Here is a 17659-nt window from a genome sequence, read left to right as displayed (position 1 = left end):
TGCCGTTCAGCTGATCCGCGTCAGGATAAAATCTGCACGTTCTGCGATGCCCGATTTCGGGAGCACGACGGTGTCGTAGCCAAGCGCGTCATAGTCGCGGAGCAGACGCTCGTATTCCTCGACCGCCGCATCGAAATCGTGCCGGCGCTCGTCATCGCCCCGGTAGATTTCCGGCCAGGGCGGGGTGAGAAAAACCAGCCTGTTGTAGCGGTGCGTATGGCGCAATGTATCGATGAAGGCATCGCCGCGGACATGGCGTAGCGCAGAGGCCGCGTCGATCAGGCCACGGTCGAAGAAGACGAGGCCGTCCGGCGGCACCGTTTGCCGGTCTTCGACTGCCATGGCGATGGCGCGGCTGGCGAAAGCTTGCATGTCTATCCACGGCAGGGCGGTGCCGCCATTGCGGGTTTCCTCGATGACGATGCGGCGACCCGGCTCTTCCACGGTGGCGAAACCGCGCCGGGATAGTTCGGCGAGAAGGGTGGATTTGCCGCCGCCGGAGCAGCCGGAAAGGATGATGAAACGGTCCATGGGTGTTTGTTCCTGTGTTGGGGAGCAGGGTGAAGCAGGGGAATTTGGGAGAGAATAGGTCGCCGCTTGTTTCTTCTCCCCGGCGGGGAGAAGAAACAAGCGGCGACCGCTCGGCCAATGCGCAGATGCTGCGCATTCAAGCGGAAAATATATGTTGGCCGAACTTTACCACACTCAGTGCAGCAGTCACCCCTGATGCAGAACATGCGCCGCTTTGACGGCCGCCGACGCGCGGTTTTCGACGCCGAGCTTCACATAGATCTGTTCCAGATGTTTGTTCACCGTTCTCGCGGAAAGGCCGAGAATATCGCCGATATCGCGGTTGGATTTGCCCTTGGCGATCCACAGCAGCACTTCCGATTCCCGCGCGGTGAGGGAGAAATGCTCGCGCAGCAGGTGGTCGCCGGATTTCTCGCTGGCGGCGGTGAGGCGGAAGAGGAATTCGTCCGGCCCCATGGCGCCGAGGAAAGACAGCTGCAGGGCAGGCCGCCCGGCCTCGGTGATCGTCAGCGGCATGTCGCGACCGGTTTCCGCTGCCGCCCGTTCTGCGAGCCAGCGGCCGATATGGGTGACGACGGTTTCCATGCCGTCGTCACGGCCGGTGGCGGCGTTGACGAGCCGGGTCGCCTGCGGTGTGGACCAGTGGATGGCGCCGCTGGCGCGCACGGCAAGCAGGTGGCGGCCGGCGGCATCGAGCGCCACGCGGGCGCTCTGGGCCGAGCGGGCATTGGAAAGGTGCACGCGGATGCGGGCGCGCAACTCGTCAATATTGATCGGCTTGGTCAGATAATCGACACCGCCGGATTCGAGCGCCCGCACCACATGTTCGGTCTCGGTCAGCCCGGTCATGAAGATGACAGGCACCTGCGCCACCGCCGCATTGGCCTTCAGGCGGCGGCAGGTCTCGAAACCGTCCATGGTGGGCATGACGGCGTCGAGCAGTATGATATCGGGCGTGATGCGTTCGGCAATGTTGAGCGCGGCCTGTCCCGAGGTGGCGATCAGCGCCGAGAAGCCGGACTGTTCCAGCGCATCGGTGAGGAAACCGAGCGCTTCCGGGCTGTCATCCACCAGCAGGACGATGTCTCTCGGGGCCGCTGTTGCCTGAGCGCTCATGCCTTGCCGTCTCCCGTGTCTTTATCCGCAAACCGTTTGAGAAAATGCGCGTACCCGGCCAGATCGAAAGCCTGCACATAGGTGCCAAGCTCCTGCGTGAAGGGCACGTTTTCCGTGTTGCGGGCGAGATCGGCGAGTTTCGCCTCAATGCCGCGTATGTAGCCGATTTCGCCGAGCTGCTGCAAATCCCTGATATGGATGGCGCCCGGATGGATGATCCGTGCAACCGGCTGCGGAGCGGGTTCCGGGGGCAGGTCCGTATCGTAAATCCATTTCAGGCCGAGATGCACGGCAAGCCTGTCGCAAAGGTGGCGGATATCGACCGGCTTGGCGATGGCGTCGTTATGGTTGTCTTCGCCCGCGCCCGCCACGGTGCCATCGCCGATATTGGCTGACAGCATGATGAGCGGGGCGGTCTGGCCGGCCTCACGCAGCTTCGTCACAAGCTGCCAGCCGCTCATGCCGGGCATGGAAATATCGATGAGGAAAAGATCAGGCTTTACGCCTTCGATGAGCGTCAGGCATTCCGGCCCACTCTGGGCGGTCAGCACCACAAAATCGAGCGGTGAAAGCACCTGCCGCATCAGCTCGCGATGATCCTCATTGTCGTCGACCACAACGATGGTGCGGCGCGGGCCGGAATAGGAGCGGATGGTCTTTTCCGGCGCAGGCGCCGTGCTTGGCCGGTGCACGGCCGACAGCATCAGGCGCACGCGGAAGGTGGAGCCCTCATCCTTTTCACTGGAAACGGAAATCTCGCCGCCGAGTGTGTTGGTCAGGAGCCGTGTGATGGTGAGGCCAAGGCCGAGACCCGGCATGGGCCGCACGCTCTCTGCCTCGCCGCGCTGGAAGGGTTCGTAGATGCGGGCGAGGTCTTTTTCGGCAATGCCACGGCCGGTGTCGGACACCGTGAAGCTTGCCACCTGGCTGCGATAGGCGACATCGAAGGTGACGGCGCCCTCATCGGTGAATTTGATGGCGTTGGAGATGAGGTTGACGAGGATCTGGCGCAGCCGCTTTTCATCGGTGCGGACATATTGCGGCAGGGCCCGCGACCGGTCATGGCGGAACTCCAGCCCCTTGGCCTGCGCCTGCGGGCGGAACATGTCGACGATCTGGTCGAGGAAATCCTGGATATTGATCTCGTTGGAATAGACCTGCAGGCGGCCGGCCTCGATCTTGGAAATATCCAGCAGCCCGTCGATCAGGCCCGACAGGTGATCGGCCGAGCGGCGAATGACCTTGATCGCCGATTGCCGGGGCGGGGGAATGGTATCGTCGCGCTCGAGGATCTGGGCATAACCCAGAACGGCATTGAGCGGTGTGCGCAATTCATGGCTGAGGCCCACCACATAACGGCTCTTGGCGCGGTTGGCGGCCTCGGCGGTTTCCTTGGCGTCCTGAAGGGCGGCGTCGGTCTTCTTGTGGGCGGCGATTTCCTTCAGCAGCAGCGTGTTCTGGCGGGAAGATTCCTCTTCCGCCACAACGCGGCTGTCATGGGCAAGTACGAGGAACCAGCAGACGATGCCGGCAATGACGGCGAAGACAAAAAACACGATGAGGATGGTGCGGTTCACCACATCTGCCGTTGCCGGCGAGGCGGTGCCGACCTGATGGGCGATCATCGCCAATATGCCGCCGATGGCGGTGACGGCAATGGCCGCCGCCATGCCGTAGCGCCCCAGCCGCGTGGCGAGCTTTGCCACCAGTTGCCTTGGCAGGAAGGTTTTTGCGACGGTGGCGACCTGATAATTCAGCTTCGCCTTCGGCTTGCACATGTCATGGCAGCGGCTGTCCAGTGAGCAGCAGAGCGAACAGATCGGCGCGGCATAGGCGGGACACCAGGCCATATCCTCCGGCTCGAACGGGTGTTCGCAGATGGAGCAGGTGATGCTGCTTTCTTCACGCCATTTCTGGCGCGGTTTGCGGGCGAGATAAAATTTGCCCTTCGTGCCCCAGGCGATGAGCGGCGAGGCGATGAAAGCGACGATGAGCGTCAGATAGGGCGCGAGCGAGGCGGCAAGCGGGCCGAAGGCGCCGAAATGCGCCATCAGTGCAATGGTGGCCGAAAGCGCCATGGAACCGACGCCGACGGGATTGATGTCGTAGAGATGGGCGCGCTTGAACTCGATGCCCGGCGGGGCAAGGCCAAGCGGCTTGTTGATGAAGAGATCGGCGGAAATGGTGCACAGCCACGCCATGGCGATGATGGAGAAGATGCCGAGCGTTTCTTCCAGCAGCCGGTAGATGCCGAGTTCCATCAGAAGCAGCGCGATCGCCACGTTGAAGACCAGCCAGACGACGCGGCCGGGGTGGCTGTGGGTGAGGCGCGAGAAGAAATTCGACCAGGCGAGCGAACCCGCATAGGCATTCATGACGTTGATCTTCAGCTGCGAGACGACCACGAAGGCGACCATCAAAAGCATGGCCGCTGTCTCGTTGGGGATCATGTAACCGAAGGCGGTGAGATACATCTGCGCCGGATCGGCGGCGCGATCCACCGAGACGCCGGAGCTGAAGGTCAAGACCACGAGGAACGAGCCGGCCAGCAGCTTCGGTACGCCGACGACCACCCAGCCGGCGCCGGCCAGAAAGACGGCGATGCGGTGGCGCAGGCGGCTCTGGCCTTCGGCCGGCAGGAAGCGCAGGAAATCCACCTGTTCGCCGATCTGCGACATCAGCGCCAGAATGACGGCGGAGGCCGCGCCGAATTCCACGAGGTTGAAATCCGCCACCGTGCCTGATGGCCCCGAGGCGTGGTGGATGCCGGCAAAGGCCCGCCAGAGATCGTATTTCTCCCAGTCCATCAGGGCGATGAAGACGAAGGGCAGGATGTTGAGGACGATCCAGAAGGGCTGGGTGATGATCTGGAAGCGGCTGATGAGGCGCACGCCATGGGTGACGAGCGGAATGACCATGACGGCGGAGATGATGTAGCCGATCCACAAGGGAATGCCGAGCGCCAGTTCCAGCGCGCCGGACATGATCGACGCTTCGATGGCGAAGAGCATGAAGGTGAAGGCGGCGTAGATGAGCGAGGTGATGGTGGAGCCGATATAACCGAAGCTCGCGCCGCGCGTCAGAAGATCGATATCGACGCCATGGCGGATGGCGTAACGGCTGATCGGCAGGCCGACGGCGAGCATGGCGATGGCGGCGGCGAGGATGGCGTAAAAGGCGTTGGTGGTGCCGTAGGAGAGCGTTATCGCCCCGCCGATGGCTTCCAGCGCCAGAAAGGAAATCGCGCCGATGGCGGTGTGGGAAATGCGGTTGGAGGAAAATTGCCGGGCGCTTTTGGCGGTGAAGCGCAGCGCATAATCTTCCAGCGTCTGGTTGGCGACCCAGCGGTTATATTCGCGCCTGACGGGGATGATGCGTTGCCGTGCGGCCATGCCTATCGCGTGCCTTTCCGCAAATGCCCTCTCACAGCCGCACCGACATGCCGCCATCCACCGTCAGCACATGGCCGTTGACGAAGGAGGCCGCGTCGCTGGCCAGAAACAGCGCCGCACCGGCGATCTCGTCCGGCCGGCCCCAGCGCTCCAGCGGCACGCGCAGCTTGGCGAAGGCCACCATGTCGGGGTTTTCGGCAAGGGCGGCATTGGTTTCTGTCGCGAACATGCCGGGCGCGATGGCGTTGCTGGTGATGCCGCGTGCGCCATATTCCACGGCAATCGCCCGCATCAGCCCGGTCAGCCCCTGTTTGGCGACGGGATAGATCGCATCCCCCGGCCGAACGATATGGCCGAGAATGGAGGTGATGGTGATGATGCGGCCGTAACCATTGATGTTCATGGCCTCTGCCGCATCGCGTGACAGCGAGATGGAGGAGGTGAGATCGGTGCGGATCAACTCCAGCACATCCTCGTCGGTAAATTCGGCAAGTGGGCGGCGGTCACGCGCGCCGACATTGTTGACGAGGATATCGAGGTGGCCGAACTCGTCCATGATGCGGCGGACAAGCGCGCTGCCGGCGGTCGTATCGGCGATATCGAAGGCGGCGTAATCGGCCTTGCCGCCGGCCTTGCGCAGCGTGTCGACCGCCTGTTCCAGCGTTTCGGCATTGCGGCCGGTCAGCCACACATGGGCGCCCGCTTCGGCAAAGGCGCTGGCGATTTCAAAACCGAGGCCGCGGCCGCTGCCGGTGATGATGGCCGTGCGGTTTTCGAGAGAGAATTTCTGGAGAATGCCCATCGCTCACCTTCTTGCTTGACGTGCTGCAACTTCTTCGAGTTTGCGCATAAGAAGAATATGTCGCGCGGGGCAGGGGGCGAAAGGTCGCCCGTCCGACCCGGCCGTTCGGTGGACACAAAAATGGCGTCGCCCGGTTCGGGGCGACGCCATTTTTTGCTTATCAGGCAGCAGCCGACTTTGCGAGCGGCACTTCTGCGATCGTCTTCAGAACGACGGAAGCGATCTGGTAGGGGCACCCTTGAGAGTTCGGACGACGGTCTTCGAGGTAACCACGGTAACCGTTGTTGACGAAGGAATGCGGAACGCGGATCGAGGCGCCACGATCTGCCACGCCGTAGGAGAACTTGTTCCACGGAGCGGTTTCGTGCTTGCCGGTCAGGCGCATGTGGTTATCAGGACCGTAAACGTCGATGTGCTCTTTCCAGTTCTTGGCAAAAGCAGCCATGAGGGCTTCGAAATAGTCCTTGCCGCCAACTTCACGCATGAACTTGGTGGAGAAGTTGCAGTGCATGCCCGAGCCGTTCCAGTCGGTATCGCCGAGCGGCTTGCAATGGAATTCGACGTCGATGCCATACTGTTCGCACAGACGCAGCAGCAGGTAACGGGCGATCCAGATCTGGTCGGCGGCGCGCTTGGAGCCCTTGCCGAAAATCTGGAATTCCCACTGGCCCTTGGCCACTTCGGCGTTGATGCCTTCGTGGTTGATGCCGGCTTCGAGGCAGAGGTCGAGATGCTCTTCAACGATTTCGCGGGCAACCGAACCGACGTTCTTGAAGCCGACGCCGGTGTAATATGGGCCCTGCGGAGCCGGGTAACCCTGTTCCGGGAAGCCGAGCGGGCGGCCGTCCTGGTAGAAGAAATATTCCTGTTCGAAACCGAACCATGCATCCTCGTCCTCGACGATGGTGGCGCGGCTGTTCGAGGCATGCGGGGTGACGCCATCGGGCATCATGACTTCGCACATGACGAGTGCACCGTTGGTGCGGGCCGGGTCGGGGTAGATCGCGACGGGCTTCAGCACGCAATCCGACGAATGGCCTTCAGCCTGCTGGGTGGACGAACCATCAAAACCCCAAAGCGGCAGCTGCTCGAGTGTCGGGAATTCGTCGAATTCCTTGACCTGTGTCTTGCCGCGCAGGTTGGCGACCGGCTTGTATCCATCCAGCCAGATGTACTCGAGTTTGAACTTAGTCATTACGAACCTCTCATAGGTAAAAATGCGAAGCCTTGAGGCTTCCGTGGCTTTCGCCGCCGGAAGCGCATTCGCGTTCAAGGGCTGACCCCTTAGATGCATGCCGCGTGCCAGATTGGCGATGTTTCACAAATTCTTCGAAAAATCTTTCAGAGGCTCTGGAACGCAAGGGCTGCGATATTGCGCGAAGCCGTTCCTGCTGCACTGCGGAAGGCAAATTCACCCCTCATGTTTCATCATTGAATCCTGATAGATAGCCGGCGTCGCGGCATGAAATGCCCTGTTGCGGTGCAATGATTTCAATTGCGCGCGACGGATCGGCATTTGCCCAAAAACCGGCGCTCTCGGAATGGTTTTTCTTGCTGATCGGCCGTTTAATGCCTATATTTTTCGCAACGTGATTTTTTTTTAATCAAACGGAGCGAATCCGGTCTTTGCGGGTTTGCTCCAGACACAAAGTGCTTCGATGCAAACAGAGTGAGATGGTCGAAATGGCAACTGGCTTTCATCGCGAGACGGCAACGATCTATCAATTCCCGGTTGGCGGGCGCGCGGGGCTTTCCAAGTTCCACAATAGCGGCCTGAGCGAGCTTGAGCGTGAGGCGAAAGAGCCGCATGTGGATTTCGGCTCCTGGTATCATGATGACGCGATCCGCGACGAAGAGCGGGACGGCAAGCCGCATTCCTGATGTGAGACTGTGCCGCAGGCTTCTTCTCCCCGAGGGGAAAAGGTGGCCCGAAGGGTCGGATGAGGGGGAAACCCCTCCGTATATCTCGACGCTCGCCCCCTCATCCCGCTGCCGCGTACTTCTCCCCGGCGGGGAGAAGAAACAAGCGGGAAACTATCGTTCCGTTTTTTGAGCTCGGGCGGTTTGCCCGTATGCCTCCACTTTCGATCCATCACTCGGCGTCATCCTCGGGCTTGACCCGAGGATTCACCCTTTCGAGCAGCCATGGATCCTCGCCTCAAGGGCGAGGATGACGGCGAATGAATTGCGGCACCGCGTCGAGCGCTGGTACCTACCCCAAAACCTCCCCCTGCACCTTTCGCCACCCCGACTACGTCAATTGACGTATACGGTTTCGCATCCGCGAGACCGATAGTCCCTCCCAGCAGCGGCCGCAGATGCCGCTGAGCCTCCGCGAGAGGCCAACAAGGAGAGGGGTTCTTCCGATGACATTCCGCAAGACGCTTAGTGCCGCGCTGCTTGGCGCGATCCTGTCCACCACCGCCTTCCATGGCGCCTTTGCCGCTGACGACACCATCAAGGTCGGTGTGCTGCATTCGCTGTCCGGCACCATGGCGATTTCAGAGACGACGCTGAAGGACGCCATGCTGATGCTCATCGACGAGCAGAACAAGAAGGGCGGCGTGCTCGGCAAGAAGCTTGAAGCCGTGGTGGTCGATCCGGCCTCCGATTGGCCGCTATTTGCCGAAAAGGCCCGCCAGCTGATTTCGCAGGACAAGGTCGCCGCCGTCTTCGGCTGCTGGACGTCTTCCTCGCGCAAGTCGGTTCTGCCTGTTTTCGAGGAACTGAACTCGATCCTGTTCTACCCCGTTCAGTACGAGGGTGAGGAATCCTCGCGCAACATCTTCTACACGGGTGCTGCACCGAACCAGCAGGCCATTCCGGCCGTCGATTATCTCGCCAGCACCGAAGGTGTGGAGCGCTGGGTTCTGGCCGGCACGGACTATGTCTATCCGCAGACCACCAACAAGATCCTGAAGGCCTACCTGATGTCGAAGGGCGTCAAGGAAGAGGACATCATGATCAACTACACGCCGTTCGGCCATTCCGACTGGCAGACGATTGTGTCCGACATCAAGAAGTTCGGCTCGGCCGGCAAGAAGACCGCCGTGGTTTCCACCATCAATGGTGACGCCAATGTGCCGTTCTACAAGGAACTGGCAAACCAGGGCGTCAAGGCCGAGGATATCCCGGTCGTCGCCTTCTCGGTCGGCGAAGAAGAGCTGGCGGGTCTCGATACCGCGCCGCTGGTCGGCCACCTTGCGGCCTGGAACTACTTCCAGTCCGTCGATACCGAGGTCAATGCCGAGTTCATCAAGACCTGGCACGCCTTCACCAAGAACGACAAGCGCGTGACCAACGACCCGATGGAAGCTGCCTATATCGGCTTCAACGCCTGGGTAAAGGCCGTCGAATCCGCCGGCACGACGGAGACGGACAAGGTTCTCGACTCGATCATCGGTGTTTCCGTGCCGAACCTTTCGGGCGGTTACTCCACTGTCATGCCGAACCACCACATCACCAAGCCGGTGCTGATCGGTGAAATCCAGGCCGATGGGCAGTTTGAGATCGTGCAGCAGACACCGCAGGTGGTGGGGGATGAATGGTCGGACTACCTGCCGGATTCGAAGGATCTGATTTCGGATTGGCGGAAGCCGATGTCTTGCGGGAACTTTAATGTGGCCAGTGGGAAGTGCGGCGGTAAGGGTAGCTGATAGGGAAGCAGTTGCCGCCCCTCTCGGGAGGGGCGGTTCTATTTGCAAACTCAGCAAGAATTACCCCCCTCTGCCCTGCCGGGCATCTCCCCCTCAAGGGGGGAGATCGACCTGTGGCGAGGTCTCGCCCCTCTCAATGTTTGAGAATGAAGTGGCGAGAAAGCATCTTGCCGATCTCCCCCCTTGAGGGGGAGATGCCCGGCAGGGCAGAGGGGGGTAAACCGCATACTCAAGCCGCGCCACACAAACGCCCCGTCGCAAACCGCCCAAGGACCCCGACATGACGATCCGATCTTTTCTCGGAGCCATCTTCCTCTGGCTCACCATGGGGATCGCAGCCCACTCTTTCGCGCAAAGCGATCCGAAGGCGCTGATCGACGCCCTCGGCACAGCGGATTTCAAGCAAGCCGAAACGCTGATCGGCCAGATTGCCGCCACCGGCGATGCGCGTGTCGTGCCGGCACTTGAGGCTTTCGCGGCGGGCGATCTTTATGTGCGCAAATCCGACAATCTCGTCTTCATGACGAAGGCCGCAGGCTCCAATTTTACGCTCATCGACCCGCTGACCGGTGAAAGTGCCGGTGAAGCACCGAAGGCGGCTGTCACCAAGATCAGGGTCAACAACAATCTGCGCCGCGTCATCCGCGCCGCGATGGGCGGCTTGACGCTGCTCAGTCCGGAACGCTCCGTGCGGCTTTCCGCGGCAGACGCGGTTCTGAAAGCCCCGAGTGCCGAAAATCTCGAATTGCTCGAAGCGGCCATATCAAAGGAAACGGACAAAGAGGTGCGGACCCGGATGGAGGAAGCGCGGGCTGTCTCGCTGCTCTCCTCCGACCGTCCGCTCGACCAGAAGAAAGACGCGATTGCCACCATCAAGAGCCTTGGCGGGCGCGATGCGATCGGCATCCTCATGGCGGCGTCCTCTTCCGTTGACCAGAGCCTGAAACCCGACATAGACGAGGCGATTTCCAGCATTGAAAGCTCCCTTGCCTTCTGGGATTACGTCCAGAACGTCTGGTACGGCCTGTCGCTCGGTTCCGTGCTGCTGCTGGCCGCCATCGGCCTTGCCATCACCTTCGGCGTCATGGGCATCATCAACATGGCGCATGGCGAGATGGTGATGATCGGTGCTTACTCCACCTTCATGGTGCAGGAGGTGATCCGCAGCCATTTCCCCGGCCTGTTTGACTGGTCGCTGGCGATTGCCCTGCCTGCCGCCTTTCTGGTGACAGGTTTTGTCGGCCTCGTGATGGAGCGCGGCGTCATCCGCTTCCTCTACGGGCGGCCGCTGGAAACGCTGCTCGCCACCTGGGGCATCTCGCTCATCCTGCAACAGTGCGTGCGCTCCATCTTCGGCCCCACCAATCGGGAAGTCGGCAGTCCAAGCTGGATGTCCGGCTCCTTCAGCGTCGGTTATCTCAACTTCACCTGGAACCGGGTGTGGATCGTCTGCTTTTCACTGTCGGTGTTCTTCGCGCTGCTGGTGCTGCTGAAACGCTCCGCCTTTGGCCTGCAGATGCGCGCCGTGACGCAGAACCGTCGCATGGCCTCTTCCATGGGCATTCGCACGCCGTGGGTGGATGCCTTCACCTTCGCGCTTGGTTCGGGCGTTGCTGGCCTTGCCGGTGTGGCGCTGTCGCAGATCGACAATGTCTCTCCCAATCTCGGCCAGAGCTACATCATCGACAGTTTCATGGTCGTGGTGTTCGGTGGCGTCGGCAATCTCTGGGGAACGCTGGTCGGGGCGCTGTCGCTCGGCGTGCTCAACAAGTTCCTCGAGCCGACGGTGGGCGCCGTGCTCGGCAAGATCCTCGTGCTCGTCCTCATCATCCTGTTCATCCAGAAGCGGCCGCGCGGTCTCTTCGCACTCAAGGGAAGGGCGATCGAAGCATGATTACCGGCTTCCTCCTGCGCGCGCTCGATCGCCGCATTTCCATCGCCATCGGCATCATTCTGGCCATTGCCGTGATTGTGCCCGCCTCCAACCTGCTATTGCCAGCCGACAGCGCATTCCGCATCCCGACCTACATCATGTCGATGCTGGGCAAATATCTGGCCTATGCGCTCCTGGCGCTGGCGCTTGATCTGGTCTGGGGTTATTGCGGCATTCTCTCGCTCGGCCACGCCGCCTTTTTTGCGCTCGGCGGTTATGCCATGGGCATGTATCTGATGCGGCAGATCGGCACGCGCGGGGTTTATGGCCATCCGGTGCTGCCTGACTTCATGGTGTTCCTCAACTGGAAGGAACTGCCGTGGTTCTGGCAGGGCTTCGACATGTTCTGGTTTGCAGCGCTGATGGTGCTTGTCGTGCCGGGGCTGCTGGCCTTCGTGTTCGGCTGGTTCGCCTTCCGCTCGCGCGTCAACGGCGTTTATCTCTCCATCATCACCCAGGCCATGACCTATGCCCTGCTGCTTGCCTTCTTTCGCAACGACATGGGTTTCGGCGGCAATAATGGGCTGACCGATTTCAAGGATATTCTCGGCTTTTCCGTGCAGGCGGATGGCACACGCGCCGTGCTGTTTGCGATGACGGCCGTGATGCTGGCAATCTCGCTGCTGATCGCGTCCGGCATCGTCAATTCCAAATTCGGCAAGGTGCTGGTGGGCGTGCGTGATGCCGAAAGCCGGGTGCGCTTCCTCGGTTTCAGGGTGGAAAACATCAAGCTTTTCACCTTTGTCGTGTCTGCCATGATGGCGGGCATTGCCGGCGCGCTGTTCGTACCGCAGGTGGGCATCATCAATCCCGGCGAATTTTCCCCCGCCAACTCCATCGAAGTGGTGGTGTGGACGGCGGTGGGTGGGCGCGGCACGCTGATCGGGCCGATCATCGGTGCGCTGCTGGTGAATGGCGGCAAGAGCTATTTCACCGGCGCATTCCCGGAATTCTGGCTGTTTGCGCTGGGTGGCCTCTTCATCGCGGTGACGCTGTTTTTCCCAAAGGGCATTGTCGGCACCCTGCAGCATTATCTCGCAGGGCGTCGCGAAAAGCGCGTTGTACGGGCGCTGAGCGTTGGTGAGCGGCCTGAAAACGACAGCGCGGTTGCGCAACAGGCGGCGGAGTGAGCCCATGAACACGGTTTCCGAAAACAGAACCAAAAGCCTGCTTTATCTCGACGGCGTCTCCGTCTCTTTCGATGGCTTCCGGGCGCTGAATTCCCTCTCCTTCGTGGTCGAACCGGGCGAACTGCGCGCCATCATCGGCCCGAATGGCGCAGGCAAGACGACGATGATGGATATCATCACCGGCAAGACAAGGCCGGATACGGGCACGGTGCTGTTCGAAGACAGCATCGACCTCACCAAAAAGGACGAGGCGGATATTGCCCAGCTCGGCATCGGCCGAAAATTCCAGAAGCCGACGGTGTTTGAAAGCCACACCGTCTGGGACAATCTGGAACTGGCGCTGAACCGCAAGCGCGGCGTCTTCGCCACGCTGTTCTACCGGCTGACGCAAGAGGACAAGGCCCGCATCGAGGAAATCCTCGCCACCGTGCGGCTTGGCCACCGCCGCGGCGATCTCGCCGCCAATCTCTCGCACGGGCAGAAACAATGGCTGGAGATCGGCATGCTGCTCGCACAGGAACCGAAGCTGCTGCTGGTGGACGAGCCGGTGGCGGGCATGACGGATGCGGAAACCGCCGAAACCGCCGTGCTTTTGAAGGAAATCGCCAAGACCCGTTCGGTTGTGGTGGTGGAACACGACATGGGCTTCATCCGCGAGCTGGGCGTGAAGGTGACGTGTCTTGCCGAAGGTTCGGTGCTGGCGGAAGGCTCGATCGATTTTGTGTCCAGCGATCCGAAGGTGATCGAGAATTATCTGGGGCGGTGATGGAGGCGGGCGTCACAAGGACATTTGGGCGTTTGCCGCTGTGGATCCTCGGGTCAAGCCCGAGGATGACGGCAGGGGGTATGTTGTCAGCAGTGCCCCATTCTCCGCCGTCATCCTCGGGCTTGACCCGAGGATCCACCCCCAAGCCCTCAGCCAAACTCCTCATAAAGATCACGCCATTCCGGATTAAAATCTTCAATCAGCTTGATTTTCCAGTCGCGATACCAGCGCTTCAACGATTTCTCCCGCTGGATGGCGGTTCCGATGCTCATATGCTCCTCATACCAGACGAGGCGCGTACATCCATAACGACTGGTAAAACCTTCCGTCAGACCCTCGCGGTGTTCGTAGATTCGCTGCTCGAGGTTGGACGTGACGCCGATGTAGAGTGTTCCGTGTCTGCCGCTCGTGACGATGTAAACGAAGCCGGTCATGGTGGGCTCCCGGAGGTGGATCCTCGGGTCAAGCCCGAGGACGACGGGTGGGGTGTGGTTACGCCCGGAGCTTACACCTGCAATGTTGCACGAACATTCTTTCACCCTGACGTCCCACAGCCAGGGCGAAATCTCGATGTGGTGGCGTCGTTTTCCGTCCCGCGCCTAGCTACGTCATCCTCGGACTTGGCCCGAGGATCCACAATCCGCTCCCCGATGAAGCTACAGGTGGCACCATGCTGACAGTCGAAAACATCAACCTCCACTACGGCGCAGCCCAAGCGCTCCGCGGCGTTTCGCTTAATGCGGAGATGGGCAAGATCACCTGCGTTCTCGGCCGCAACGGTGTGGGCAAAAGCTCGCTTTTGCGCGCCGTCACCGGCCAGCAGGCCACCAGTGCCGGGACGATCAGTTTCGGCGGCGCGGCGCTGGATGGGCTGGCGTCCTATCAGCGGGCGAAGCGCGGTGTCGGTTATGTGCCGCAGGGGCGTGAAATATTTCCGCTGCTCAGTGTGCAGGAAAATCTCGAAAGCGGTTATGCTCCGCTGCCGCGCAGGGAACGGTTCATCCCGGACGATATTTTCAGCCTGTTTCCGGTGCTGCAATCCATGCTGTCACGGCGCGGCGGCGATCTTTCCGGCGGCCAGCAGCAGCAGCTCGCCATCGGCCGGGCTTTGGTGACGCGACCGAAAATCCTCGTTCTCGATGAGCCGACCGAGGGCATTCAGCCGTCGATCATCAAGGATATCGGCCGGGCGATCAAATATCTGCGCGATTCCACCGGCATGGCGATCCTGCTGGTGGAGCAATATCTGGATTTCTGCCGCGAGCTTGCCGATTACGTCTACATCATGGATCGCGGCGAAATCGTGCATGAGGGGCTGGCCGAAACGCTGGATACACAGGAAGCGCGGCGTCATCTGACAGTATAAATCGAGACTAAAAATGCCGCACGCCGATCACGGCGTGCAAACGGCCGATTAATATTTTGAAAGCCTATGCGCCTGAGCATAGCTTTTATGCGCAATTTTAGCATTTCGTTGAATAAAAGCCTGTGATATTGGCAGCGCAAATGCTGCATGCGAGACACAGGAAAAGTCTATTCGCACGCCGCGACAGTTGATCCCTTACATTCCATGCACCTCCGACGTATCGTCGGAGACATAGTGCCAATAAAGGCGTGTCAATGATTCCAGACCTTGCAATTGGCCGGGCTTGCCGGCTGCTCCGCTCCGCCCGCACCGTGGTTCTTGGCCTTGCGATGTGCGCGAGCGCCGGTGTCGCAGCGTCGGCATCGACCTGCGGCCAGTTGCCCGGACCCGGCATGGAACCGGGTCGGCATGATTTTTCCATCATCTCCAGTGGCGAGAAACGCGACGGCGTCTATTTTGTTCCCTCCGCCTATGACGGAAAAAAGCCGCTGCCGGTGGTATTCGATTTCCATGGCTCCAACAGCAATCCGCATGGCCAGCTGAACCGCAGCGGCTGGGACAAGCTGGCCGAGCGTGACGGTCTGATGGTCGTGGCGCTGGCCGGCAGCCTGAATGGCGAATTGCCCGGCACCCATGCCTGGAATGTTCCCGGTGTCACCAAGCGTCCGGGCGGTCTGGACGAGGTCGGTTTCATTCGCGATGCCATCACCATGGTGAAGGGCAGGTTCTGCGTGGATGAGGAGCGCTTTTACGGTTCCGGTTATTCCGGCGGCGGGCGCATGCTGTCGCAATTCATCTGCAATGGCAGCGCGGATTTCACCGCTGCCGGTTTCGTCGCCTCGCTGCGCGCGGGTTATCCGCTGGAGACCGAAGGCAAATGGGGTCCGGATGCGGCAAGCTGCGCACCGGCGCGGCCGATGTCGATCATCGCCTTTGCCGGGCTGAAGGACCCTGCCAACCCCTATCAGGGCGGCGGCAAGTCCTACTGGCAATATGGCGGCGAGACGGCGCTGAAGCGCTGGGCCGAAATGGATGGCTGCAAGGGTGCTGCCAAAAGCAAGGTGGGCGAGAGCTTCACCGTTAATTCCTACGATGTCTGCAAGGCTGGCGCACGTATTCAGTCCTATGTCATCGAAAACTGGGACCATGCCTGGCCGCGCGCCACCATGAAGGCCGAAGTGCTGGCCGCGAGCGCCGTCGTTACCCGCAAGCCGGGCGGCGAGCAGACGCCGAAGGCCGAACCTGCCGTGGAGCGCAAGATGCCCACAGGCGAAGTGACGCGCACGGTTGATGCGGCCGAAAGAATGTGGGATTTCTTCCGTAACACGGAAGGACAGATGGTGGTGGACGCCGTCGTCAAGAAGGATTGTGGTGCCAAGGCCGCGTCCGCTTCCGCAAGTACATCGGAGACCGCGTGCAGCAGCAACAGCAAGCCATCGGCCCTTCCGGTTGTGAAGACGCTCAACAACCTGTCCGGCAGCAGCGCGCCCGTGGCAGAGGACGCATTGTAACCAAGGCGGTTGAAGGGCGCAGCCGGCTGGACGAGCTGTTTCAGGAAGGCTGCGCGAAAATCCGACTGCCCGATACGTTTTCAAACGAAGCCGAGGCCATTCTCATCAATTCCTCCGGCGGGCTGACCGGCGGGGACGAAATAGAGTGGCAGGCCATGGCCGGTGCCGGCACCTCGCTGGTGGTGACAACGCAGGCCTGCGAAAAGGTCTATAAGGCATCATCAGGCACAGCCACCGTCACCGCCCGCGTTTCGGCCGGGCCGGGTGCCCGGTTACACTGGCTGCCGCAGGAAACAATCCTCTTCGACCGCGCTTCCCTGACCCGAAGGCTCGAAGCCGATCTCGACCAGTCTTCCGAATTCATCGCCGTCGAAGCCGTGCTGCTCGGCCGTCAGGCCATGGGCGAGATGATGACGCATGGCCTTTTTCGTGACCGCTGGCGCATTCGCCATGGCGGCAAGCTGGTGCATGCCGAAGAGCTTCTGCTTGAGGGCGAGGTGGGGGAGTTGACCGCGAAGACGGCGGTTCTGGCCGGTCAGGTGGCCTTTGCCACGCTGCTTTACATCGGGCCTCTCTCCGAGGCGCTTCTGCCTAAAATCCGGGCGATTGCCGGGGAAAGCGGCGGCGCCAGCGAATGGCAGGGCAAGCTTGTGGTGCGGGTTGCCGCCGCCGATGGTTTCTCCTTGAGAAAATTGCTTTTTCCGATCATTTCGCTCTTGCGAAACGGCGCGGCAGTGCCGAAAGTCTGGAATCTGTAAACCCTTCGGATCGTCGGCAACCGGCGGCGTTCGGGGTCTGTCAAATGTCGGATCTGATCTCCCGCAAACCTGCTTTGCGGAGCAGATGCCAAGCTGCGGGACGACGATGAACCTTAGCCCAAGAGAAAAAGACAAACTTTTGATTTCCATGGCCGCCATGGTGGCGCGCCGCCGGCTGGAGCGCGGCGTGAAGCTGAATTATCCCGAAGCGATTGCGCTGATTACCGATTTCGTCGTCGAGGGTGCCCGCGACGGCCGCGCCGTTGCAGACCTTATGGAAGCCGGCGCGCATGTGATTTCCCGCGATCAGGTGATGGAAGGCATCGCCGAGATGATCCATGATGTGCAGGTGGAAGCGACGTTTCCTGATGGCACCAAGCTGGTGACCGTTCACGAGCCGATCCGATAGAGGAGGGTGGCATGGCGCTGGAACTGAGGCCCAATTGCGAATGCTGCGACCGCGATCTCGCGCCCGACAGCCGGGATGCGATGATCTGCTCGTTCGAATGCACCTTCTGCGTTGATTGTGTGACGGATGTGCTTGATGGCGCCTGCCCGAATTGCGGCGGTGAGCTGGTTCGCAGGCCGGTCCGCCCGGCGGCAAAACTCGTCAACAATCCCGCGTCGACACGGCGCGTCCTGAAGGCCGAAGGCTGCGCGGCCGCGACCGCCGCCTGAGACAGATAAAGGAGAGCACC

The 17659-nt window shown here is 61.0% G+C and carries 16 protein-coding genes; 10 read left to right on the top strand and 6 right to left on the bottom strand.

What is annotated here, in order from left to right; all coding sequences use genetic code 11:
• Positions 1-6: 6 nt before the first annotated feature.
• The 5 genes from JZX88_RS09730 to JZX88_RS09710 all read right to left on the bottom strand — a co-directional run bounded on the left by JZX88_RS09730 (position 7) and on the right by JZX88_RS09710 (position 7036).
• The gene (locus JZX88_RS09730) at positions 7-531 is read right to left on the bottom strand and encodes an AAA family ATPase (protein WP_206913406.1); all 525 of its coding nucleotides are present in this window, start codon (positions 529-531) and stop codon (positions 7-9) included.
• A gap of 186 nt (positions 532-717) precedes the next feature.
• Positions 718-1647, bottom strand: a complete 930-nt coding sequence (locus JZX88_RS09725) for a response regulator (RefSeq protein ID WP_206913405.1) — start codon at positions 1645-1647, stop codon at positions 718-720.
• The gene (locus tag JZX88_RS09720; protein ID WP_206913404.1) at positions 1644-5039 is read right to left on the bottom strand and encodes an ATP-binding protein; all 3396 of its coding nucleotides are present in this window, start codon (positions 5037-5039) and stop codon (positions 1644-1646) included. The genes JZX88_RS09725 and JZX88_RS09720 overlap by 4 nt, the downstream gene beginning before the upstream one ends.
• 31 nt (positions 5040-5070) lie before the next feature.
• Entirely contained in the window at positions 5071-5841 is a 771-nt protein-coding gene (locus JZX88_RS09715; protein WP_206913403.1) for an SDR family oxidoreductase, read from the bottom strand.
• Between the two features lie 160 nt (positions 5842-6001).
• A complete protein-coding gene (locus tag JZX88_RS09710) occupies positions 6002-7036 on the bottom strand; it encodes a glutamine synthetase beta-grasp domain-containing protein (protein ID WP_065116044.1) in 1035 nt (344 codons plus the stop codon).
• A gap of 479 nt (positions 7037-7515) precedes the next feature.
• Between JZX88_RS09710 and JZX88_RS09705 the strand changes: the two genes are divergently transcribed.
• From JZX88_RS09705 to urtD, 5 genes are all read left to right on the top strand, one after another.
• Positions 7516-7722, top strand: coding sequence for a DUF2735 domain-containing protein (locus JZX88_RS09705; protein WP_161991734.1), 207 nt, complete (start codon positions 7516-7518; stop codon positions 7720-7722).
• A gap of 485 nt (positions 7723-8207) precedes the next feature.
• Positions 8208-9497: an urea ABC transporter substrate-binding protein gene (urtA, locus tag JZX88_RS09700; RefSeq protein ID WP_142840515.1), complete on the top strand. Its 1290-nt coding sequence runs from the start codon at positions 8208-8210 to the stop codon at positions 9495-9497.
• A 280-nt stretch (positions 9498-9777) separates the two neighbouring features.
• On the top strand, positions 9778-11391 hold the full coding sequence (gene urtB / locus JZX88_RS09695; RefSeq protein WP_206913401.1) for an urea ABC transporter permease subunit UrtB: 1614 nt from the start codon (positions 9778-9780) through the stop codon (positions 11389-11391).
• Complete coding sequence (gene urtC / locus JZX88_RS09690) at positions 11388-12560, top strand: urea ABC transporter permease subunit UrtC (protein WP_206913399.1); 1173 nt, start codon at positions 11388-11390, stop codon at positions 12558-12560. The genes urtB and urtC overlap by 4 nt, the downstream gene beginning before the upstream one ends.
• Before the next feature lie 4 nt (positions 12561-12564).
• Complete coding sequence (gene urtD, locus JZX88_RS09685) at positions 12565-13326, top strand: urea ABC transporter ATP-binding protein UrtD (protein ID WP_006314997.1); 762 nt, start codon at positions 12565-12567, stop codon at positions 13324-13326.
• Positions 13327-13475: 149 nt separating this feature from the next.
• Here urtD and JZX88_RS09680 read toward each other — a convergent pair whose 3' ends face one another.
• On the bottom strand, positions 13476-13760 hold the full coding sequence (locus JZX88_RS09680) for a GIY-YIG nuclease family protein (RefSeq protein ID WP_110756268.1): 285 nt from the start codon (positions 13758-13760) through the stop codon (positions 13476-13478).
• Between the two features lie 236 nt (positions 13761-13996).
• Between JZX88_RS09680 and urtE the strand changes: the two genes are divergently transcribed.
• From urtE to JZX88_RS09655, 5 genes are all read left to right on the top strand, one after another.
• The gene (gene urtE, locus JZX88_RS09675) at positions 13997-14692 is read left to right on the top strand and encodes an urea ABC transporter ATP-binding subunit UrtE (protein ID WP_206913398.1); all 696 of its coding nucleotides are present in this window, start codon (positions 13997-13999) and stop codon (positions 14690-14692) included.
• Positions 14693-14946: 254 nt separating this feature from the next.
• On the top strand, positions 14947-16203 hold the full coding sequence (locus tag JZX88_RS09670) for a PHB depolymerase family esterase (protein WP_206913397.1): 1257 nt from the start codon (positions 14947-14949) through the stop codon (positions 16201-16203).
• Positions 16107-16961, top strand: coding sequence for an urease accessory protein UreD (locus JZX88_RS09665; protein WP_206913396.1), 855 nt, complete (start codon positions 16107-16109; stop codon positions 16959-16961). Before JZX88_RS09670 ends, JZX88_RS09665 begins: the two co-directional genes overlap by 97 nt.
• A 106-nt stretch (positions 16962-17067) precedes the next feature.
• Positions 17068-17370, top strand: a complete 303-nt coding sequence (locus JZX88_RS09660) for an urease subunit gamma (RefSeq protein ID WP_003491738.1) — start codon at positions 17068-17070, stop codon at positions 17368-17370.
• An 11-nt stretch (positions 17371-17381) separates the two neighbouring features.
• Positions 17382-17639 carry a DUF1272 domain-containing protein gene (locus JZX88_RS09655; RefSeq protein ID WP_174030248.1) on the top strand — a complete coding sequence of 86 codons (258 nt, stop codon included), beginning with the start codon at positions 17382-17384 and terminating at the stop codon, positions 17637-17639.
• The last annotated feature ends 20 nt before the right edge of the window (positions 17640-17659 follow it).

This window comes from Agrobacterium sp. OT33 (assembly GCF_017313365.1).
Lineage (GTDB): Bacteria > Pseudomonadota > Alphaproteobacteria > Rhizobiales > Rhizobiaceae > Agrobacterium > Agrobacterium rhizogenes_A.
This window is presented reverse-complemented; position numbering and strand designations above follow the sequence as displayed.